The sequence below is a fragment of the Stutzerimonas nitrititolerans genome, from assembly GCF_003696285.1.
Taxonomy (GTDB): domain Bacteria; phylum Pseudomonadota; class Gammaproteobacteria; order Pseudomonadales; family Pseudomonadaceae; genus Stutzerimonas; species Stutzerimonas nitrititolerans.
The window spans coordinates 91568-111687 of record NZ_RFFL01000004.1; the positions used below are offsets into that span (position 1 = coordinate 91568).

Annotated in this window: 19 protein-coding genes; 13 read left to right on the plus strand and 6 right to left on the minus strand. The window is 65.2% G+C overall.

Translation table 11 applies throughout. The features are described 5' to 3' along the window. The first annotated feature begins 163 nt into the window (after window positions 1–163). The 8 genes from psrA (at window position 164) to eutC (ending at window position 10070) form a co-directional block, all read left to right on the plus strand. The gene (gene psrA, locus EA795_RS06030; protein ID WP_122076135.1) at window positions 164–1264 is read left to right on the plus strand and encodes an iron-containing alcohol dehydrogenase PsrA; all 1101 of its coding nucleotides are present in this window, start codon (window positions 164–166) and stop codon (window positions 1262–1264) included. 96 nt (window positions 1265–1360) lie between these two features. After that, entirely contained in the window at window positions 1361–2647 is a 1287-nt protein-coding gene (locus EA795_RS06035) for an MFS transporter (protein WP_058076164.1), read from the plus strand. A gap of 14 nt (window positions 2648–2661) precedes the next feature. Beyond that, complete coding sequence (locus EA795_RS06040; protein ID WP_058076163.1) at window positions 2662–3582, plus strand: LysR substrate-binding domain-containing protein; 921 nt, start codon at window positions 2662–2664, stop codon at window positions 3580–3582. Window positions 3583–3602: 20 nt separating this feature from the next. After that, window positions 3603–4430, plus strand: coding sequence for a phosphonoacetaldehyde hydrolase (phnX, locus tag EA795_RS06045; RefSeq protein ID WP_058076162.1), 828 nt, complete (start codon window positions 3603–3605; stop codon window positions 4428–4430). Between the two features lie 136 nt (window positions 4431–4566). Next, window positions 4567–6087, plus strand: coding sequence for an acetaldehyde dehydrogenase ExaC (gene exaC / locus EA795_RS06050; protein WP_058076915.1), 1521 nt, complete (start codon window positions 4567–4569; stop codon window positions 6085–6087). Window positions 6088–6277: 190 nt separating this feature from the next. Beyond that, entirely contained in the window at window positions 6278–7726 is a 1449-nt protein-coding gene (eat, locus tag EA795_RS06055; RefSeq protein WP_058076160.1) for an ethanolamine permease, read from the plus strand. Window positions 7727–7735: 9 nt separating this feature from the next. Further along, the gene (locus EA795_RS06060) at window positions 7736–9127 is read left to right on the plus strand and encodes an ethanolamine ammonia-lyase subunit EutB (protein WP_122076137.1); all 1392 of its coding nucleotides are present in this window, start codon (window positions 7736–7738) and stop codon (window positions 9125–9127) included. A gap of 148 nt (window positions 9128–9275) precedes the next feature. Next, complete coding sequence (eutC, locus tag EA795_RS06065; protein WP_014854007.1) at window positions 9276–10070, plus strand: ethanolamine ammonia-lyase subunit EutC; 795 nt, start codon at window positions 9276–9278, stop codon at window positions 10068–10070. Window positions 10071–10075: 5 nt separating this feature from the next. On the opposite strand, the gene EA795_RS06070 is transcribed toward eutC, so the two are convergent. The 3 genes from EA795_RS06070 to EA795_RS06080 are packed head-to-tail and all read right to left on the minus strand — an operon-like array spanning window position 10076 to window position 12612. Next, window positions 10076–11629: an alkaline phosphatase D family protein gene (locus EA795_RS06070; protein ID WP_122076139.1), complete on the minus strand. Its 1554-nt coding sequence runs from the start codon at window positions 11627–11629 to the stop codon at window positions 10076–10078. 27 nt (window positions 11630–11656) lie between these two features. Beyond that, window positions 11657–12085: a RidA family protein gene (locus EA795_RS06075; RefSeq protein WP_122076142.1), complete on the minus strand. Its 429-nt coding sequence runs from the start codon at window positions 12083–12085 to the stop codon at window positions 11657–11659. Then, window positions 12082–12612, minus strand: a complete 531-nt coding sequence (locus EA795_RS06080; RefSeq protein ID WP_122076144.1) for a carboxymuconolactone decarboxylase family protein — start codon at window positions 12610–12612, stop codon at window positions 12082–12084. Before EA795_RS06080 ends, EA795_RS06075 begins: the two co-directional genes overlap by 4 nt. Before the next feature lie 134 nt (window positions 12613–12746). On the opposite strand from EA795_RS06080, the gene sigJ reads away from it, so the two are divergent. From sigJ to ppa, 3 genes are all read left to right on the plus strand, one after another. Continuing rightward, the gene (gene sigJ / locus EA795_RS06085) at window positions 12747–13625 is read left to right on the plus strand and encodes an RNA polymerase sigma factor SigJ (RefSeq protein ID WP_122076146.1); all 879 of its coding nucleotides are present in this window, start codon (window positions 12747–12749) and stop codon (window positions 13623–13625) included. Window positions 13626–13691: 66 nt separating this feature from the next. After that, window positions 13692–14504 carry a M90 family metallopeptidase gene (locus tag EA795_RS06090; RefSeq protein WP_122076149.1) on the plus strand — a complete coding sequence of 271 codons (813 nt, stop codon included), beginning with the start codon at window positions 13692–13694 and terminating at the stop codon, window positions 14502–14504. Window positions 14505–14644: 140 nt separating this feature from the next. Further along, complete coding sequence (gene ppa / locus EA795_RS06095) at window positions 14645–15172, plus strand: inorganic diphosphatase (protein ID WP_014854012.1); 528 nt, start codon at window positions 14645–14647, stop codon at window positions 15170–15172. 125 nt (window positions 15173–15297) lie between these two features. Here the strand turns inward: ppa and EA795_RS06100 are convergent, their stop codons facing one another. Both EA795_RS06100 and EA795_RS06105 read right to left on the minus strand, forming a co-directional pair. Beyond that, window positions 15298–15906, minus strand: coding sequence for a LysE family translocator (locus EA795_RS06100; RefSeq protein ID WP_014854013.1), 609 nt, complete (start codon window positions 15904–15906; stop codon window positions 15298–15300). A gap of 124 nt (window positions 15907–16030) precedes the next feature. Further along, the gene (locus EA795_RS06105; protein ID WP_122076151.1) at window positions 16031–16933 is read right to left on the minus strand and encodes a LysR family transcriptional regulator; all 903 of its coding nucleotides are present in this window, start codon (window positions 16931–16933) and stop codon (window positions 16031–16033) included. Between the two features lie 112 nt (window positions 16934–17045). Between EA795_RS06105 and EA795_RS06110 the strand changes: the two genes are divergently transcribed. Beyond that, window positions 17046–17474 carry a VOC family protein gene (locus tag EA795_RS06110; RefSeq protein WP_122076154.1) on the plus strand — a complete coding sequence of 143 codons (429 nt, stop codon included), beginning with the start codon at window positions 17046–17048 and terminating at the stop codon, window positions 17472–17474. Then, on the plus strand, window positions 17471–18058 hold the full coding sequence (locus EA795_RS06115) for a glutathione S-transferase family protein (RefSeq protein WP_122076156.1): 588 nt from the start codon (window positions 17471–17473) through the stop codon (window positions 18056–18058). Before EA795_RS06110 ends, EA795_RS06115 begins: the two co-directional genes overlap by 4 nt. Window positions 18059–18409: 351 nt before the next feature. On the opposite strand, the gene EA795_RS06125 is transcribed toward EA795_RS06115, so the two are convergent. Beyond that, entirely contained in the window at window positions 18410–19969 is a 1560-nt protein-coding gene (locus EA795_RS06125; RefSeq protein WP_122076160.1) for a TerC family protein, read from the minus strand. Between the last annotated feature and the right edge of the window lie 151 nt (window positions 19970–20120).

The following is a 20120-nucleotide window of genomic DNA, read 5'->3' on the forward strand; positions in this document are numbered from 1 at the left end:
TCGCGACACCGGCCCGTCGTTGACACCGAGTGCGATGCGCTTTCGCTCAGGTATCGGCTGAACCGATACATACCCACGAACAATCGATTGGCTCTTATCGACACTGCGAGGCAAGTATGACTCCCCGGTCACCTACCTAAAAACAAGATCCAGGAGACTTCGCATGTCGCAAAAATTTCACAATCCAGTCGCGACGTTCTTCGGCAACGACAGCCTGAAAGAAATCCGCACCCTTACCGAAAACCAGCACGTCGCGCTGGTCACCTTCCCCGAAGCGCGCTCGCTGGGTCTGATCGATCGGGTCCAGGCGTTGCTCGGCGATCGACTGGCCTACATCGTCGAGGACGTTCAACCCAATCCCGACGTGGCGCAACTGGCCGGCCTGTACGAACGTTTCTGGCAACAGGCCGGGCACTGCCACACCGTGATAGCACTGGGCGGTGGCAGCGCCATCGACACCGCCAAGGCGCTGATCGTCGGCACCCAGAGCGGGCGCTTCAACGAACTACTCGAGTTGCTGGCCGCCGGCCAGGCCTTCACCCCGGCCCAGGCCAAGAGCCTGATTGCCATTCCCACCACCGCCGGGACCGGCAGCGAGGTGACCCCTTGGGCGACGATCTGGGATTCGGCGAACCTGAAGAAGTACTCCCTGCACCTGGAATGCACATGGCCCAAGGCCGCGATCATCGATCCACAGCTGATGCTGACCGTTCCGCGGGGCATCACCGTATCCACCGGGCTGGATGCGCTCTCGCACGCGATGGAATCCATCTGGAATGTGAACGCCAACCCGGTATCGGACACCTTCGCCGTATCGGCGATAGGTGATGTGCTGGCGTGCCTGCCAGCGCTCTGCAAGGACCTGGGCAACCTCGAACTGCGCGCGCGGATGGCCCTGGCAGCAATGAAGGCCGGGCTGGCGTTCTCCAACACCAAGACAGCCCTCGCCCACTCGATTTCCTATGAGATGACCCTGCGCCACGGGCTGCCCCACGGCATCGCCTGCTCCTTCACCCTGCCGATGGTCCTGGGGCTGGCCTGGGGACGCGACCCCGCGCGCGACCAGGTGCTGCAACAGGTGTTCGGCCCCGACCTCGGCACCGCCCAGCAGCGACTGCGGCAATTCCTGCACAGCCTGGACGTGAAGACCGATTTTTCCGATTACGGCGTCGACGCCAACGAAGCGGAACAGATCGTCGGCTACGCCCTGCTCGGTGCCCGCGGCAAGAACTTCATCGGCGCCGAACGAAGTCCCGTGCACTGATCCGCCAGGGCTCGGCCCTTCCTCGTTATCCCTGCACCTCAAAGTGAGCCGGCGCGCATTGCCGCACGTCGGTCTATAACAAGAAGGATAAACACGATGACAATCGCAGAAACGCTACCGACCACCTCCAGCAAATCCTTCCGGCGGATGCAATGGCGCATGCTGTTGGCCGCCATGTTCTGCTACCTGTTCTTCTATACCGGCCGGCAGACGTTCGGCTTCGCCATTCCCGGCATGCAGGAAGAGTTCGGCCTGTCCAAGCAGACGCTTGGCTGGGTCTCGACGGGAATGCTCTGGGCCTATGCCATCGGCCAGGCGATCAACGGCAACCTGGGCGACAAGTACGGCGGCCGGCGTATGATGAGCGCCGGCGCGATCCTCTCCTGCGGCGCGAACTGGGTCGTCAGCTTCGCCTCGGGCCTGACCAGCCTGTTCGTACCCTGGGCGCTGAACGGCTATTTCCAGGCGCTCGGCTGGGCACCGGGGAGCCGACTGCTGTCGAACTGGTGGGCCGTGAGCGAACGGGGCAAGGTGTACGGCTTCTACGTGTTCGCCGCCGGATGTGCCTCGATCCTGTCCTACGTCACCTCGCTGGTGGTCATCGACGTGCTGCATCTGGAATGGCGCTGGATCTTCCGCCTGCCCGTGCTGCTGATGCTCGCCGGTGGTATCTGCTTCTACCTGATCGCCCGGGAAAAACCCGAAGACATGGGCTACGCCCCGGTGGACACGGGGGTCGCGAACGAACAGGACAAGATTCACGAGAGCAGCGACGGCCAGCAGGAGAGTTCCCGCCAACGCTACCTGGCCGTGCTGAAGAACCCCCGTGTGGCGATTGCCGCCGTGGCGCTCGGCTTCCAGAACGCGGCCCGCTACGGCCTGATCATCTGGGTACCGGTGCACTTCATCGGCAGCGACTGGAAAAGCGGCGACTCCTGGCTGAACCCGACCTGGATCACGGTCGCGCTGCCGGTAGGCATGGCCGTGGGCGCACTCAGCAACGGCTGGATTTCGGACAAGCTGTTCGGCTCCAAGCGCTACCTGGCGATCATGCTCTACATGGTCCTCGGTGCGCTGACCAGCCTGTGGATGTGGAACCTGCCCGGCCATAGCATGATCAGCCTGGTGGCCCTGTTCCTGTGCGGCTTCTTCGTCTACGGCCCGGCATCATCGTTCTGGGCGCTGTGCCCCGACCTGGTGGGCGCCAAGCGCGCCGGCACCGCCACCGGCATCATGAACTTCTCGTCCTATCTGTTCGCCGGGCTGGCCGAGCCGCTGATCGGACATATCCTGGACCTGAGCGGCAACACCTCGCCGATCTTCCTGGTCGTCACCACAGCGTGCCTGCTGAGCGCGACCGTCGCCTACTTCGTCAAACGCTGAGCAGGGGCCGAGGCATGTACCAATACCACAAGTGGCTTCGCTCCTTTCACGCGGTGGCCCGAACCGGCAGTTTCACCCAGGCGGCGCTGTTCCTCAGCCTGGGCCAGCCCACGGTGAGCGAGCAGGTCACCGCGCTGGAGCGCAAATTCGCCGTGGAGCTGTTTCACCGCCGCGGCAGGAATACGGTGCTGACTGATGCGGGACAGCAGCTGTACGCCATCACCCAGGGGATCTTCGGCCAGGAGGACGAAGCGCTCCAGCTGCTACAGAGCTTCCATCAGAAAAAGAAGGGGCTGGTGCGCATAGGGGCCGTATCGCCACCCATCGCCATGAGCCTCACCTACGAGCTGATGCGCCGTCACCCGGAGATCGAGGTCGGCACCTCGTTCACCACCGAAGCCGAAACCCTGGAGCGCCTGTACAACTTCGATATCGATGTGGCGATCCTGGCGCTGACCGATGTCGATCGACGCCTGCATACCCAGCTGTACCAGACCCATCCGATCGTCGCCGTGGTGCGCAGCGATCACCCCTGGGTCACGCAGCAAAGCGTCGACCTGCGAGAAGTCGAAGGCCAGGCGGTGGTCCTGCGCGAGCAGGGATCGCGCACGCGCCAACTGGTCGAAAACGCTTGCCAGGCCAAGGGCATAGCACTGAACTGCGTGATGCAGCTCAACAGCCGCGAAGCCATCGTGCACAGCATCGCCCAGGGCATCGGCATCGGCTTCGTCTCGGCGGTCGAGTACGCGGAACTTCCCGGAACCCGGGCCATCCGTTTCGCCGGCGACCCGCTGCATATCGACTACTTCCTCTGCTGCCTCGCCGTGCGCCGCAACCGCGCGCTGATCGCCGATCTGTTCAATACCCGCCCCGGCGCCGACCCACCCCGCAGCGAGGCCACCCAGGCCACCGATCCGGCAACCAAACCAGACTGAATCATCCTTGGAGTAGAACAATGAACTATCAACAACCCACACAACTGCAGGCCGCCATTCTCGATTGGGCCGGCACGGTCGTCGACTTCGGTTCCTTCGCACCGACCCAGATTTTCGTCGAGGCCTTTGCCGAGTTCGGCGTGCAGGTCAGCCTGGAAGAGGCTCGCGGCCCCATGGGCATGGGGAAATGGGATCACATCCGGACCCTGTGCAACGTCCCCGAAATTGCCGAGCGCTATCGCGCCGCCTTCGGCCACCTGCCCAGCGACGAGGATGTCACCGCCATCTACGAACGTTTCATGCCGCTGCAGATCGCCAAGATTGGCGAGCATTCGGCACTGATTCCCGGCGCGCTGGAAACCATTGGGCAGTTGCGTGAAAAAGGCCTGAAGATCGGTTCCTGCTCCGGCTACCCCGCCGTGGTGATGGAAAAGGTCGTGCAACTGGCCGCCACCAACGGCTACGTGGCCGACCATGTGGTGGCGACCGACGAAGTGCCCAATGGAAGACCACACCCGGCCCAGGCACTGGCCAACGTGATCGCGCTGGGCATCAGCGACGTCGCCGCCTGCGTCAAGGTCGACGACACGACACCGGGCATTCTGGAGGGCCGCAGCGCCGGCATGTGGACCGTCGCCCTGCTCTGTTCCGGCAATGCGCTGGGCCTGGACTACGCTGCCTACAAGGCGCTACCGGCCGAAAAGCTCGCAGCGGAGCGAGCTCGCATCGCACAGCAGTTCGAAGCGTCGCGGCCACACTACATGATCGACACCATTGCCGACCTGCCGGCCGTGGTGGAGGAGATCAACGGTCGACTGAAACGAGGTGAAATGCCGCAAGCCGGCTAAGCTTGCTGATGCGGTCACACTGATTTTTCACGTGGTTTGACGCCGGTATCGAGCCAGGGCGTCATCCCATCGCGGCTCGCAGCACGCTCCGAGTCAGCGTGCTGCCCCTTCCCACTCCACAAGAGAGATCGCCGTCATGATTTACGCAAAACCCGGTACGCCTGGCGCCGTCCTGTCCCTCGAAGCGCGCTACGGCAACTACATCGGTGGCGAATTCACCGCCCCGGTCAACGGTGAATATTTCGTCAATACCAGCCCGGTCGATGGTTCGGTCATCGGCGAATTCCCCCGCTCCGACGCCGCCGACATCGAAAAGGCGCTGGACGCCGCCCACGCCGCCGCGGACGCCTGGGGCAAGACCAGCGTGCAGGCCCGTTCGCTGATCCTGCTGAAGATCGCCGATCGCATCGAAGCCAACCTGGAAAAGCTCGCCGTCGCCGAAACCTGGGACAACGGCAAGGCGGTGCGCGAGACACTGAACGCCGACATCCCGCTGGCGGCCGACCACTTCCGCTACTTCGCCGGCTGTATCCGCGCCCAGGAAGGCACCAGCGCCGAGATCGACGAACACACCGCGGCCTACCATTTCCATGAACCGCTGGGCGTGGTCGGGCAGATCATCCCGTGGAACTTCCCGATCCTGATGGCCTGCTGGAAGCTCGCCCCGGCCCTGGCCGCCGGCAACTGCGTGGTCCTGAAGCCCGCCGAACAGACTCCGCTGGGCATCACCGTTCTGGTCGAACTGATCGGCGACCTGCTGCCGCCGGGCGTACTCAACATCGTCCAGGGCTTCGGCAAGGAAGCGGGCGAGGCACTGGCCAGCAACAAACGCATCGCCAAGATCGCCTTCACCGGCTCCACCCCGGTGGGCTCGCACATCATGAAGCTGGCGGCCGAGAACATCATCCCGAGCACCGTCGAGCTGGGCGGCAAGAGCCCGAACATCTACTTCGAAGACATCATGCAGGCCGAACCGACCTTCATCGAGAAGGCCGCCGAAGGGCTGGTGCTGGGCTTCTTCAACCAGGGCGAGGTCTGCACCTGTCCGTCGCGGGCGCTGGTACAGGAATCCATCTACTCCTCCTTCATGGACGTGGTGATGAAGAAGGTCGCGCAGATCAAGCGCGGCGACCCGCTGGACACCGACACCATGGTCGGCGCTCAGGCCAGCCAGCAGCAATTCGACAAGATCGTCGGCTACCTGGAGATCGCCCGCCAGGAAGGCGCCGAGGTGCTGACCGGCGGCGGTGTGGAGAAACTCGAGGGCTCGCTCGCGTCGGGTTACTACATCCAGCCGACGCTGCTCAAGGGGCACAACAAGATGCGCGTGTTCCAGGAGGAGATCTTCGGCCCGGTGATCGGCGTGGCCACCTTCAAGGACGAGGCCGAGGCACTGGCCATCGCCAACGACACTGAGTTCGGCCTGGGCGCCGGCGTCTGGACCCGCGACATCAACCGCGCCTACCGCATGGGTCGCGGGATCAAGGCCGGACGGGTGTGGACCAACTGCTACCACCTGTACCCGGCGCATGCCGCGTTCGGTGGCTACAAGAAGTCCGGTGTCGGTCGCGAAACCCACAAGATGATCCTCGACCATTACCAGCAGACCAAGAACCTGCTGATCAGCTACGACATCAACCCGCTGGGCTTCTTCTGAAGCACCGCGCGGGCGGCGCCGGCCGCCCGCGCTCGAACAAGACACCTGCCGGGCGCCGTCATGGTGCCGTGGAGCCCGGAAAGGTGCGTTCCTGCCGCACTCTGCAGACAAAACGCGCCGAACCTACAGGTTCTGGCGCAGGGCATGACGCTTGCTAGGGAGAGTTGCCAACCACCTGCGAGGAACGATCATGGCTCTCGAACACAGCAGTTCCACGTCACCGCAACATGCCGTCGACTTCGAAGCCGTCGGCAGCAGCTACTTCCAGGAACGCGAACTCAAGAAAGGCGCCGCCGGCTGGGTGCTGCTGGTCGGCCTCGGCGTCGCCTACGTGATTTCCGGCGACTACGCCGGCTGGAACTTCGGCCTGGCGCAAGGCGGCTGGGGCGGGTTGTTCATCGCCACGCTGCTGATGGCCACCATGTACTTGTGCATGTGCTTCTCCCTCGCCGAGCTGTCGTCGATGGTGCCCACGGCAGGCGGCGGCTACGGCTTCGCCCGCACGGCGTTCGGCCCGCTGGGCGGCTTTCTCACCGGCACGGCGATCCTCATCGAATATGCCATCGCACCGGCGGCCATCGCGGTGTTCATCGGCGCCTACTGCGAATCGCTGTTCGGTATCGGCGGCTGGATGGTCTACCTCGCCTTCTACATCGTCTTCATCGGCATCCACATCTTCGGCGTCGGCGAGGCGCTCAAGCTGATGTTCATCATCACCGCCGTCGCCGCGCTGGCGCTGGGCGTGTTCATCGTGGCGATGGTGCCGCACTTCTCGGTGGCCAATCTGATGGACATTGCACCCACCACGGCAGCGGGTGCCAGCGCCTTCCTGCCGTTCGGCTACGTCGGCATCTGGGCGGCGATTCCCTATGCCATCTGGTTCTTCCTCGCCGTCGAAGGCGTGCCGCTGGCCGCCGAGGAAACCAAGAATCCGCAACGCGACATGCCGCGCGGGCTGATCGGCGCCATGCTGGTGCTGTTGGCCTTCGCCGGGCTGATCCTGCTGGTCGGACCGGGTGGCGCCGGCTCCAGCACGCTGATCGAATCAGGCAACCCGCTGGTGGAAGCGCTGACCACCGCCTACGGCTCGTCCACCTGGATGAGCGGCTTCGTCAACCTGGTCGGCCTGGCCGGACTGATCGCCAGTTTCTTCTCGATCATCTTCGCCTACTCGCGGCAGATCTTCGCGCTGTCGCGGGCCGGCTACTTGCCGCGCAAGCTGTCGCTGACCAACCGCAACAAGGTACCGGTGCTGGCGCTGGTGATCCCCGGCCTGGTCGGCTTCGCCCTTTCGCTGACCGGCCAGGGCGACCTGCTGATCCTGGTGGCGGTGTTCGGCGCGACCATTTCCTACGTGCTGATGATGGCTTCGCACATCACCCTGCGCCTGCGCCGCCCGGACATGCATCGCCCGTACAGGACGCCCGGCGGCATCTTCACCTCGGGCGTCGCCCTAGTGCTGGCGTGCATTGCCGTGATCGCGGGCTTCCTGGTGGACCCGCGCGTGGTGGTCGGCGCGGCGATCATCTACGGCATCTTCATTGCCTACTTCGCCTTCTACAGCCGCCACCACCTGGTAGCCGGCACGCCGGAAGAGGAGTTCGCGGCAATCGAGAAAGCCGAGGCGGCGCTGCACTGAGGAGGCGATATGGGCTACTCGCACGACGTAGGCGGCACCACCTGGCGCTTCGACGACCTGCGCGAGCTGATGGCCAAGGCCAGCCCGGCGCGCTCCGGCGACCTGCTCGCCGGGGTTGCCGCCGGCAGCGATGCCGAGCGCGTGGCGGCGCAGATGTGCCTGGCCGAGGTGCCGCTCAGGCGTTTTCTCGACGAGGCGCTGATCCCCTACGAAGAGGACGAAGTCACCCGGCTGATCATCGACAGCCATGATGCCGCCGCTTTCGCGCCGGTCAGCCATTTGACCGTGGGGGATTTTCGCAACTGGCTGCTTGGCGATGAGGCCGACGGCGCCGCGCTGGCGGCCCTGGCGCCGGGGCTGACGCCGGAAATGGTGGCGGCGGTGTCGAAGATCATGCGCGTGCAGGACCTGATCCTGGTGGCGCAGAAGCCGCGGGTGGTGACGCGCTTTCGCAACACCATCGGCCTGCCGGGGCGGATGTCCACCCGCCTGCAACCCAACCACCCCACCGACGACGGTGCCGGCATCGCCGCGAGCATCCTCGACGGCCTGCTCTACGGCAACGGCGACGCGGTGATCGGCATCAACCCGGCCACCGACAGCACCGCCGGCATCTGCGAGCTGCTGAAGATGCTCGACGCCATCATCCAGCGCTACGAGATCCCAACCCAGGGCTGCATCCTGACCCACGTCACCACCTCCATCGCCGCCATCGAGCGCGGAGCGCCGCTGGACCTAGTGTTCCAGTCGATCGCCGGCACCGAGGCGGCCAACGCCAGCTTCGGCATCAGCCTGGCGACCTTGCAGGAAGGCTACGAAGCCGGGCTTTCACAGAAACGCGGCACGCTCGGCGACAACTTGATGTACTTCGAGACCGGCCAGGGCAGCGCACTGTCGGCGGGCGCCCACCATGGCCTCGACCAGCAGACCTGCGAAGCCCGCGCCTATGCCGTGGCGCGCCGCTTCAAGCCGCTGCTGGTGAATACCGTGGTCGGCTTCATCGGCCCGGAGTATCTGTTCGACGGCAAGCAGATCATCCGCGCCGGGCTGGAGGACCACTTCTGCGGCAAGCTGCTGGGCGTGCCCATGGGTTGCGACATCTGCTACACCAACCACGCCGAAGCCGACCAGGACGACATGGACATGTTGCTGACCCTGCTCGGCGCGGCCGGCATCAACTTCATCATGGGCATCCCGGGTTCGGACGACGTAATGCTCAACTACCAGACCACCTCCTTCCACGATGCGCTCTACGTGCGCCAGGTGCTGGGCCTCAGGGCCGCGCCGGAATTCGAGGCGTGGCTGGCGAAGATGGACATCCTGCGCCAGGACGGCAATCGCCTGCGCCTGGGCCCCGAGCTGCCCGAGCCATTTCGCCGGGCACTGGAGCAACTGGCATGAACCACTCCGCCGACGCCACCTGCATCCCGGTGGAAAACGCTGCGCGGTTTTCCCCCCTACGCCGGCACACCCACCGCAGCCGTAGGGTGGAAAACGACCGCAGGTCTTTTCCACGCGTCTGGCCGTGATACCTGAAAACGAGGTAGCCATGCCCTCCCATCCCCCCACCACGCCCAACCCCTGGCAACACCTGCGCCAGCTCACCCCGGCGCGCATCGCCCTCGGTCGCGCCGGCACCAGCCTGCCCACCCGCGCGCAGCTGGACTTCCAGTTCGCCCACGCCCAGGCGCGCGACGCCGTGCACCTGCCGCTGGACAGCGAAGCGCTGTTGCACGCCCTGCAGCAACATGAGCTGGATTGCCTGCGCCTGCACAGTGCCGCCGCCGACCGACAGCTCTACCTGCAACGCCCGGACCTGGGCCGGCGCCTGGACGAACCCAGCGCCGCGCGGCTGGATGAGCTCGATCAACCAGCCTGCGACCTCGCCCTGGTGATCGCCGACGGCCTCTCGGCGCTGGCCGTGCAGCGCCACGCTCTGCCGATGGCGCTGAAGATCGTCGAACACTGCCGCAGCGAAGGCTGGTCGCTGGGCCCGATCAGCCTCGTCGAACAAGGCCGTGTGGCCATTGCTGACGAGATCGGCCAGCGACTCGAGGCGCGTATGACGGTGATCCTGCTGGGCGAACGCCCCGGCCTCAGCTCGCCGGACAGCCTGGGCCTCTACTTCACCTGGGCGCCACAAGTCGGCCGCCACGACGCCCAGCGCAACTGCATCTCCAACATCCGCCCCGAAGGTCTCGCCTACAACCTCGCCGCGCACCGTCTGCTGTATCTGATGCGCGAAGCCTGCCGCCGCCAGCTCTCCGGCGTGCAACTGAAGGACGAAGCCGAGGTACCGACGCTGGACGGCACGTCCCGCGCCGGCAACTTCCTGCTCGGCTGAGCGGCTCAGGTCGGCTGCCAGGGCTCCAGGGCCTGGCTGAAGACGACGCTGCCGTGAATGTCGCGCAGGCTCACGGCAAGCGAGCCGGACTGACCGTCGATCGCCACCTCGCCGAAGAACTGGTAGCCCGCCCGCGGTGAGCTGTGGGGCGTGGGCGCGAACTTCTGAAACACCACGTCCGGGCCGAAGGTGCCATCCAGCGGGCTCGGGCCGAAGCTGGCGACGGCGTTCAGCGGCCCGGCGACGAACTCCCAGAACGGTTCGAACTGCTGGAACGCCGCGCGGTTGGGGTGGTAGTGGTGCGCCGCACAGTAGTGGACATCCGCGGTCAGCCACAGGGTGTTGCGCACGCCCGCTCGCTGGATGAAGGCCAGCAGCTCGGCAATCTCCAGCTCGCGTCCGAGCGCCGCGCCGTCGTTGCCATTGGCGATTCCCTCCCAGCGCGGCCCATCGGTTATGTGCAGCCCAATGGGCATGTCCGCCGCGATGACTTTCCAGGTAGCCCTCGAGGCGTGCAGCTCGCGCTTGAGCCAGACCAGTTGCTCCTGACCGAGAAAGGCCGTCTCCGCTCCCTGCTCCCTTTGCAGGTTATGGGTGTTCGGCCCGCGGTGGCTGCGCATGTCCAGTACGAACATCTCCAGCAGCGGCCCATAGCTGACCTTACGATAGATGCGCCCCAGCCCGTCGCCGCGGGACTGGCGCATCGGTGCGTACTCCAGATAGGCCTGGCGCGCGCGGCGTACCAATGTATCGACATCGCGCACCTGGTAACGGCCGTCCAGTTCCATGCCCGGCGACCAGTTGTTGGTCACCTCGTGGTCGTCCCACTGCCAGATCTGCGGCACCTCGGCGTTGAACGCGCGCAAGTGCTCGTCCAGCAGGTTGTAGCGGTAGTTGCCACGGAATTCGTGCAGGGTCTCGGCAACCTTGCTCTTCTCTTCAGTGACCAGATTGCGCCAGAGGCTGCCATCCTCGGCCGCCACTTCGGCGGGGATCGGCCCGTCGGCGTAGATCACGTCGCCGCTGTGCAGAAAGAAATCCGGGTGGCGCTGGCGCATGGTTTCGTAGATGCGCAGACCACCGAAGTCCGGGTTGATCCCGTAGCCCTGGCCACACGTATCACCGCCCCAGACGAAGCGGATATCGCGCGGCTGCTTCGGTGCGCTGCGCAGGTGGCCGAGCCAGGGTTCGCCGGGCACGCCGCTGCCGGCATCCTCGAAACGCGCGCGGTAGAAGATCGACTGGTCCGCCGGCAGCCCTTGCAGGTCGACACGGGCGGTGAAGTCCACGCTGGCATCGGTGAGCGGCGAGATCACCCGCCGCGGATTACCGAAACGGCTCTGGGTGTCCCACTCGACGATCAACCGGGCGGGCCGGTCGCAGCGGCTCCAGATCAGCGCACGGTCGCCCATCACATCGCCGGACTGTACGCCATCGACCATCTGCGGCCGGGCGCTCGGCGCGGCGATGATGGCAGGCGCGATACCCATCGCCGGCAGGACGATGCCGGCGCCGAGGCCCTGCAGCAGCTGGCGGCGCTTGTGATCCGGTGCGCTCATGGCGACTCTCCGTGCTCGGCGTTGCGGCTAGACCTCGTCCAGCAACACCACGGCTTCCACCTCGAACAGCATGCCGTCCAGCGCCAGGCGCGGTACCGGGATCAGCGTGCAGGCCGGTTTCGGCCCGCGCCCCAGCGCATGCACCAGTTCCTCGCCGAATACCTGCAGGCGCGCCTCGCTGTGATCCACGATGAGCACGGTCAGCTTGGCGATCTGCTGCGGCGTGCCGCCCGCCGCTTCGATGGCGGTGCAGAGGTTCTTCAGCGCCTGGCGCACCTGCTCACAGAAAAGCGCCGACAGCCAGCCATCGGCTGTCTCCCCTCCCTGCCCGGCGATGAAGGCGAGCCGCGCACCGGGCGGCAGCAGCGCCACATGGGAATAGCCGTTGGGCGCCGGATCGTACAGCCCCGGCGGATTGAGCAGCGACAGGCCGTTACGACCCGAACCTTCAGTCATGGGGTACTCCTCCCGGTTGTGTCACGCAGATCGGCGAAGCGCTCCAGCGCGTGCTTCATCGCCCCATCGAGATCGCCGGGCCGGTACTGGCCCGGCTCGCGGCCGAAGGCGACGTTCAGCCGATTCCAGCTGTTGATCGCGACCAGGACAAAGGTCAGCCGGGTGATCGCCCGCGGCGAGAAATGCTCGGTCAACTCACCGTAGCAGCGGTCCAGTATTTCGCCATCCGGCAGCCGGGTGACCGCCTCGGTCCAGGCCAGCGCGGCGCGTTCGGCCGGGCTGTAGACGTTGGCCTCGCGCCAGGCCGGTAGCAGCAGGATGCGCGGCAATGGTGTTTCCAGCGCCAGCAGGTCCTTGCTGTGCATGTCGATGCAATAGGCGCAGCCGTTGAGCTGCGAGGCACGCAGTTCCATCAGCGACAGCAGTTGAGGGTCCGGATCGGATTCGTGCAGGTAGCCGCTGATGGCGGTCAGCGCCTGCAGGGGCAACGGGTCGGCGTGCTTGAGGTAATCGAGGCGAAGGGTCATGGGAAACTCCAGCTCAGTCGGAAGTGACACAGCCAGGACGCAGCCTCTCGACGCGTTGTGACAACCAACAGCGACTGTCACAGCGGCGCACCCCGATCCGTCCATACTGGACGGACCAACCAAGAGGAGTCGCCGTGCAAGCCAGGACGGATTTCTATCAGACCCTGCAACCAAAGCTGTTCGGCCTGGCCTACCGCCTGCTGGGCAGCCGCGCCGACGCCGAAGATCTGTTGCAGGACGCCTGGTTCAAGTGGATCGCCGCCGACACCGACACCATCCGCGATGGCGAGGCCTGGCTGGTCACCGTGGTGACGCGGCTGGGCATCGACCAGTTGCGCCGCCGGCGCGCCCGCCGCGAGGAATATCTCGGGCCCTGGCTGCCGGAACCCTTGCTCGGTAGCACCGACAACGAAGCCGAACGGTTGATGGATGTCGGCGCGGATATCTCCATGGCCTTTCTGGTAGCACTGGAGCGCCTGGGTGCGGAGGAACGCGCGGCCCTGCTGTTGCGCGACGTGCTGGACCATTCCTACGAACAGATCGCCGACACCCTGGGCAAAAGTCCCGCGGCCTGCCGCCAGATCATCAGCCGCGCCCGCCGACGGGTGCGCGACGAGCGACCACGCTTCACCGTCGATCATGCGGCGCATCGGCGGTTGGTGGAGCGCTTCGCCGCCACGCTGCTCGACCCGGACGGCATGGCCTTCGCCGAACTGCTCGCCGAGGACGTGAGCTGGATGGCCGACGGCGGCGGCCAGGCGAGCGCGGCTTCGAAAGTGCTGCACGGCGTGCGCGCCTCGGTGCGGCTGGCGGTCGGCATCGCCCGGCGCGCGGCTGGCCAGTGGCACACCCGGATCGCCTGGATCAACGGCGAACCCGGTGTGCTGGTGCTGCATGGCGAGCGCATTCATGCGGCGATGACGCTGGTCAGCGACGGCCAGCACATCCGGCGCATCTATTCGGTAGTCAATCCGCACAAGCTGCCTCAGGCCAGCCGGGACGTCGTCCATTGAGGTGCGCCGCTTGCCGCCTATCGCCACCACGCTTATGGTTGAGCGCCCTTCCGCTGGAACCTCCGCATGTGGTCATTTCGCGCCTGGCAGCGCAAACGCATTCTTGCCCGCAACCCGCTCAGCCCGGAGCTCTGGCGGCGCGTGCTCGACAGCCTGCCGATGCTCGATGGTTTGAGCGATGAGGAGCTGACGCGCCTGCGCGAGCGCGCCGTGCTGTTCCTGCACGATAAACGCCTCACGCCGCTACCGGGTGTCGACCTGCAGCCCGAAGATCGCCTGCGCCTGGCGCTTCAGGCCCAGCTGCCGTTGCTGCACCTGGCCGAGCTCGGCTGGTATCGCGGCTTCCACGAGATCGTCCTCTACCCGGACGACTTCCTCAGCCCGCAGAAGCATCGCGATGCCGCGGGCGTCGAGCACGAGTGGGATGCCGAACACAGCGGCGAAGCCTGGCTGCAGGGGCCGGTCATCCTCGCCTGGCCGGGCGTGCAGCAAAGCGGCGGCTGGGAAGGCTACAACCTGGTGATCCACGAACTGGCGCACAAGCTCGACATGCTCAACGGCGATGCCAACGGCCTGCCACCGCTGCACCGCAGCATGCGCATCGGCGACTGGGCCGGCGCCATGCAGAGTGCCTACGACGCCCTGAACGACGCGCTGGATGCCGATCCGGACGCGCAGACGCCGATCGATCCCTACGCGGCGGAAAACCCGGCGGAGTTCTTCGCCGTCACCAGCGAGTACTTCTTCAGCGCGCCGGACCTGCTGCAGGAAGCCTTCCCCGAGGTCTATGCGCAGCTGGCGGCCTTCTATCGCCAGGACCCGCTGGCCCGGCTCGAGCGCCTGCAACAGGAGCATCCGCAATACGTGGAACCTCGCTGACGCCCGGTCGTCGAATGCGCGCACCACCCCGCCGGTACCTGTTGCGTCCGAGCGGCGTGGCAAAATGCCCGACAGTGCGCCTATAATCGCGCCCACTTTTTTCGCCCCAGGCCGCGTTGGCCGACCACGGAGCAATCTTCATGAGCTACAGCAAAGTCCCGGCCGGCAAAGACCTGCCCAACGACATCTACGTCGCCATCGAAATCCCGGCCAACCACGCGCCGATCAAATACGAAATCGATCACGACACCGATTGCCTGTTCGTCGACCGTTTCATGGCCACCCCGATGTTCTACCCGGCCAACTACGGCTTCATCCCGCACACCCTGGCCGACGACGGCGACCCGCTGGACGTGCTGGTCGTGACGCCCTACCCGGTCGCGCCGGGCTCGGTCATCCGCTGCCGCCCGGTCGGCGTGCTGAACATGACCGACGAAGCCGGCGGCGACGCCAAGCTCATCGCCGTCCCGCACGACAAGCTGACCCAGCTGTACGTGGACGTTAAGGAATACACCGACCTGCCCCCTCTGCTGATCGAGCAGATCAAGCACTTCTTCGAGAACTACAAGGATCTGGAGAAGGGCAAGTGGGTCAAGGTCGAAGGCTGGGAGGGCGCCGACGCCGCCCGCGCCGCGATCACCAAGGCGGTTGCGGCTTATCAGAAGTAAGCCAGCGACACCCCGAGAAAGCCGGCCACAAGCCGGCTTTTTTATGCCCGCCGGAAACCTGAAGTCTCACAAAGAAGTGGACCTTGCGGATGCGAACGTCTGAGGCGCCGATGGGCCGGAACCGTTCACATACGTAGAGGAAGGGCAGCACCAATCGCGACGAAAACGCCGCCGCAGGCCTGATTGAAACGTCGTCCGACGCGGGCGAGCCAGGGCCGGATTCGGTGCGCACCGCTCGCCAGCGCGAACTCGGTGACGATCTCGGTCGCCGCGAAGGTGGCGGCCACCACGGCGAACTGCTGCAACAGGCTGCGCTGCGGGTCGATGAACTGCGGCAGGAAGGCGCTGAAGAAGAGCAGGCACTTGGGATTGGTAGCTGCCGAGAGCAGGCCCTGCCGGAACAGCAGCCAGCCTTTCGCCTCGATCCGTTCGCTCACGGCCACCGAAATGGCAGGCGAGCGCCAGACCTGGATACCAAGCCAGACGAGGTAAAGGCCGCCGAGCCATTTCAGGGCCGTCAGCCAGTGCACGGAGGATTGGATCAGCGCGCCGATGCCGAACATGCACAGCGCGATGACCAGCACGAAACCCAGCGCGCCACCGAGGATGGTGAATGAGGTCTTGCGGCTACCATGCATGGCGCCATGGGTCAGCGCGAGCAGACCATTAGGCCCCGGCGACAATGACAGGCCTGCCGATGCCGCCAGGAAGATGAGCCAGGTTTCGAATTGCATGGGTCAGTTCGCTCTGCTGGGGCTGCCCGGGGAGCCCGGTATCGAGGCAGTGTATGCGCTCTGCGGGTCAGGTCTGGAAAAAGTTTTCCACCCCGGCCAGCACCTCGGATCGGAAGTTGCCAGCCTAGCCGGCATCGGGATCAGGGGTGAGTTCTTCCAGCTGCGGGCAAGCCCATTCGACGAAGGCCCGCACGCGCGGCGAAAGCTGAAGGGAATGGGGATAGACCAGTTGGATGGGCAGGTCCAGGGGCTCGAAATCCCTGAGAATCCTCACCAGGCGTCCGTCGGCCAGCTCATCCACCACTTGATAATGCAACAACCGGGTAATGCCCAGGCCCTGCACGCAGGCCTGGCTTGCGGCTCGAATCTGATTGCAGACCAGCCTCGGAGCGATTTCCTCGGCCTGCTCCTTGTCTGCGTGCCGGTAGTACCAGTGCCGTCCTTGCGAGGCGAGCGTGATGCACGCGTGCTCCCGCAGCGAGCCGGGGCTGTCGATAGCCGGGGCAGCGCGAAGGTAATCCGGGCTCGCGCAGGTGACGAGCCGGGTGGCGCCGACCTTGCGCGCCACCAGAGCCGAGTCGGGCAGATGGCCGATGCGCAGCGCGAGGTCGAGACGCTCATCGAGCAAGGGAAGCATCTGATCGCTCAGGCTCAGCTCGACCCGCAACTGCCCATGCTCCGCGAGAAAGGCGTTCACGAGCGGCGCGATGTAGCGTTGCCCAAACTCCACGGGCGCGGTCACGCGCAGCAGGCCACGAACGATGCCGTCGCGCGCCTCCAGCCGCTGTTCCATGTCATCGAAGTCAGCGAGCATGCGCCGGCTCCAGGCCAGGTACTCCGCTCCTTCGTCGGTCAGTGCCATGCGCCGGGTGCTGCGGTTCAGCAAGCGCACGCCCAGGTAGCGCTCCAGCGCCGCCAGCGAGCGAACCAGCGACGCCACGGACTGACCCGTCGCATCGGCCGCCGCGCTCAGGCTGCCGTTGTCGACGATCCGCACGAAATTGGCGATTGCCTTGAGCCTGTCCATTGCCACCTTTCGATCTGTGCGATTACCGCATAGCTATTGTCAGGTCCGCGGCATAGGTGAAACGCCGGCTCCGACTGAAACTGCAGGGACCTAGGTCACCGGAGTTCAACAGATGAACCAACGAAGCAATCCCGCCCGGATTCTCGCCTACGACCATATCGGAATTCGTGTCAGCGACAAGGGCCGGGCGATGTCCTTTTATCAGGCGCTCGGCTTTGTGGAGAGCGCAAGCTTTCCGTCGTTCGAGGCCAACGAGATGCTCAGCCCGGGTGGCGTGCGGATCAATCTGATCTTCAATGGCGCGCGCCTGCCCGATGCCCACAACGCTCTGCTGGATGCTCCGGTCAAGCTACCGGGCATGACCCATCCGGCGTTCATCGTCGATGATCTCCAGGCGCTCGAGGCCTGGCTGAGCGAGCAGGGAATCGTTGTCACCGAGGGGCCGCATCCCATCGGCCCGCGGAGGGTCGCGCTGTTCATTCGCGACCCCGACGGCAATGTCCTCGAATTCAATCAAATCGTCCAAGGAGCCAAGCAATGAAACTCTACGACCTGGAAGCATCCGGTAACTGCTACAAGGTGCGGCTTTTCGCGGCGCTGGCCAACATCGAGCTGGAAAAGGTTCCGGTGGATTTCCTCAACGGAGCGCACAAACAGCCGCCGCTTTCGGACATGAACCCCCTGGGTCAGCTTCCTGTCCTGGAGGACGGCGCGCAGGTCTTCCGTGATTCCCAGGCGATCCTGGTCTACCTCGCCGGTGCCTACGGCGGCCTGGCCTGGTGGCCGGCCCATCCGCAAGGCCAGGCGGAAATCGTCCAGTGGCTCTCGTTCGCCGCCAACGAGGTTCAGCACAGCCTTTGCGCGGCGCGGCTGGTACAGAAGTTCGGCTATGACCTGGACCAGTCGGCGGCGCTGGCGAAGGCGCCCGCGGTTCTCGCGCTGCTCGATGCGCACTTGCAACGCCACGACTGGCTGGCGCTGGGGCGACCGACGATTGCCGATTGCGCGGTCTACCCCTACGTCGTGCTGTCGCCGGAGGGCGGCGTGGAGCTGGAGCCATACAGCCATGTCGCGCGCTGGATGAAGCGGATGGAAGAGCTGCCCGGTTTTCTGCCCAAGCCCTGAGCCAGGGAAGACTGTCTGGCCAGGCGCCCCTGGCCCCTCTCCCGTGAGGTAACAGGGGCACCTAAATGGCTAGGGTCTGTTCCCGTTTCGTACGCGTCCGCGCCGGAGCCTGTTTTTGCGCGAGGCAAGGCACGAGAAGCGAAGTTTGGTCGTTCCAAATAAGCGACGAGAAACGCCGCATCGCGCAAAAACAGGCCCGGCCCGAAGGGTTGCGCGGCAAATGTCGCCATGCGGCGTTGCGGAACTTGGCAAGGGAGCGACCATTGCCTGCGTCCCGCGCCTTGCGGAACGCCGCCCGGCCTGGCGACATTTGTCGCAGCAACGCGGAGTGCGACGAAACGGGAACAGACCCTAGCGGGTCGCTTCCTGCGGTTTCAACAGCATCTTCGCCACGCGCCGGTCCTTGACTTCGACCACGCTCAGTTTCCAGCCGGCGTATTCGATCTGGTCGCCGATGATCGGCAGACGGTCCAGCTCGCTCATCACCAGCCCCGAGAGGGTCTGGTAATCGTCCGTGGCTTTGGCGTGGAAGCCCAGCTGGTCGCGTAATACGGCCAGGTTGATGGCGCCGCTCACGCGATAGCCGCCTTCGACGGTTTCGATATCCGGGCCGTCTATCTCGCTGGCGTCGGGCAGTTCGCCGGCGATTGCCTCGAGAATGTCGGTCAGGGTCAGCAGCCCTTCGAAATGGCCGAACTCGCTGACCACGAAGGCCACGTGGGTCGAGGCCTGGCGCATCTGTTCCAGCGCATTGAGCACGGAGCAGCTGTCCGGCAGGAAGATCGGCGCACGCACTAGGCTTTCTAGGTCCGGCTGATGGCCCTTGAGCAGTTCCTTGAACAGCTCCTTCTTGTGGATGTAGCCCAAGGGCTCGTCCAGGGACCCGCCGCGGGTGACCACCAGGCGCGAATACGGCGACTCCAGCAAGGCTTGGTGGACCTTCTCGAGCGGCTCTTCGAGGTTGATCCGGTCCACTTCCATGCGGTCGGTCATGGCCTTGCGGATCGACTGCTCGGCCAGGCTCAGCACGCCGCTGATCATCACCCGCTCGCGGCGATCGAACAGCAATTGCTCGTCGCCCAGGTCACCGACCATGTCGGCGATGTCGTCGCCCACTTCGTCGGCCTCGAGACGCCCGCCCAGCAGGCGCATCACTGCATGCGCGGTGCGCTCGCGCAGGCCGCGCTCACCCTGCAGGCTGCGCTTGCGGCGCGAGCGGGCGAACTGGTTGAAGAACTCGATGAGGATCGAGAAACCGATGGCCGCATACAGATAGCCCTTCGGAATATGGAAGCCCAGGCCTTCGGCGGTCAGGCTGAAGCCGATCATCATCAGGAAGCCCAGGCAGAGCATGATGACGGTCGGCCGCGCATTGACGAACGCGGTCAACGGCTTGCTGGCCAGGATCATCAGACCCATCGAGATCACCACCGCGATCATCATCACCGGCAGGTGCTCGACCATGCCCACCGCGGTGATCACGGCATCCAGCGAGAACACGGCGTCGAGCACGATGATCTGCGCCACCACCGGCCAGAAGCCCGCATAGACCTTGCTGCCCGACACCTGGTGGGTACGCCCCTCGAGCCGTTCGTGCAGCTCCATGGTGGCCTTGAACAGCAGGAACACGCCGCCGAAGAGCATGATCAGGTCGCGGCCCGAGAAGGTATGGCCGAAGACCTCCAGCAGCGGCTCGGTGAGCGTCACCAGCCAGGCGATGCTGGCCAGCAGGCCGAGGCGCATGATCATCGCCAGGCTCAGGCCGATCAGGCGGGCTCGGTCGCGCTGCTCGGGCGGCAGCTTGTCGGCGAGGATGGCGATGAACACCAGGTTGTCGATTCCCAGGACTATTTCCAGGACGATCAGCGTGAGAAGGCCCAGCCACGCGGTTGGATCAGCAATCCATTCCATTTCAGAACATGCTCGTGCAGGAAAGACGGGTACGGCCAGCCGCTCGGTGAACTACGGCGGTAGCCAGATCGAATGATCGAGGGAAGAAACAGGGAATAGGCGCCGCTTGGGCTCGGCAACGCGGAAGGCTGCCGGATATCGGGGATGCTCT

What these genes read in the sequence shown, in the direction of transcription:
- EA795_RS06070 (WP_122076139.1), bottom strand. Translation starts at nt 11,629, where the DNA reads ATGAGCGCACCGGATCACAAGCGCCGCCAGCTGCTGCAGGGCCTCGGC.
- eat (WP_058076160.1), top strand. Translation starts at nt 6,278, where the DNA reads ATGGCTCTCGAACACAGCAGTTCCACGTCACCGCAACATGCCGTCGAC.
- EA795_RS06090 (WP_122076149.1), top strand. Translation starts at nt 13,692, where the DNA reads ATGTGGTCATTTCGCGCCTGGCAGCGCAAACGCATTCTTGCCCGCAAC.
- EA795_RS06060 (WP_122076137.1), top strand. Translation starts at nt 7,736, where the DNA reads ATGGGCTACTCGCACGACGTAGGCGGCACCACCTGGCGCTTCGACGAC.
- EA795_RS06040 (WP_058076163.1), top strand. Translation starts at nt 2,662, where the DNA reads ATGTACCAATACCACAAGTGGCTTCGCTCCTTTCACGCGGTGGCCCGA.
- EA795_RS06100 (WP_014854013.1), bottom strand. Translation starts at nt 15,906, where the DNA reads ATGCAATTCGAAACCTGGCTCATCTTCCTGGCGGCATCGGCAGGCCTG.
- EA795_RS06115 (WP_122076156.1), top strand. Translation starts at nt 17,471, where the DNA reads ATGAAACTCTACGACCTGGAAGCATCCGGTAACTGCTACAAGGTGCGG.
- eutC (WP_014854007.1), top strand. Translation starts at nt 9,276, where the DNA reads ATGCCCTCCCATCCCCCCACCACGCCCAACCCCTGGCAACACCTGCGC.
- psrA (WP_122076135.1), top strand. Translation starts at nt 164, where the DNA reads ATGTCGCAAAAATTTCACAATCCAGTCGCGACGTTCTTCGGCAACGAC.
- phnX (WP_058076162.1), top strand. Translation starts at nt 3,603, where the DNA reads ATGAACTATCAACAACCCACACAACTGCAGGCCGCCATTCTCGATTGG.
- EA795_RS06080 (WP_122076144.1), bottom strand. Translation starts at nt 12,612, where the DNA reads ATGACCCTTCGCCTCGATTACCTCAAGCACGCCGACCCGTTGCCCCTG.
- ppa (WP_014854012.1), top strand. Translation starts at nt 14,645, where the DNA reads ATGAGCTACAGCAAAGTCCCGGCCGGCAAAGACCTGCCCAACGACATC.
- EA795_RS06125 (WP_122076160.1), bottom strand. Translation starts at nt 19,969, where the DNA reads ATGGAATGGATTGCTGATCCAACCGCGTGGCTGGGCCTTCTCACGCTG.
- exaC (WP_058076915.1), top strand. Translation starts at nt 4,567, where the DNA reads ATGATTTACGCAAAACCCGGTACGCCTGGCGCCGTCCTGTCCCTCGAA.
- EA795_RS06110 (WP_122076154.1), top strand. Translation starts at nt 17,046, where the DNA reads ATGAACCAACGAAGCAATCCCGCCCGGATTCTCGCCTACGACCATATC.
- EA795_RS06105 (WP_122076151.1), bottom strand. Translation starts at nt 16,933, where the DNA reads ATGGACAGGCTCAAGGCAATCGCCAATTTCGTGCGGATCGTCGACAAC.
- EA795_RS06075 (WP_122076142.1), bottom strand. Translation starts at nt 12,085, where the DNA reads ATGACTGAAGGTTCGGGTCGTAACGGCCTGTCGCTGCTCAATCCGCCG.
- EA795_RS06035 (WP_058076164.1), top strand. Translation starts at nt 1,361, where the DNA reads ATGACAATCGCAGAAACGCTACCGACCACCTCCAGCAAATCCTTCCGG.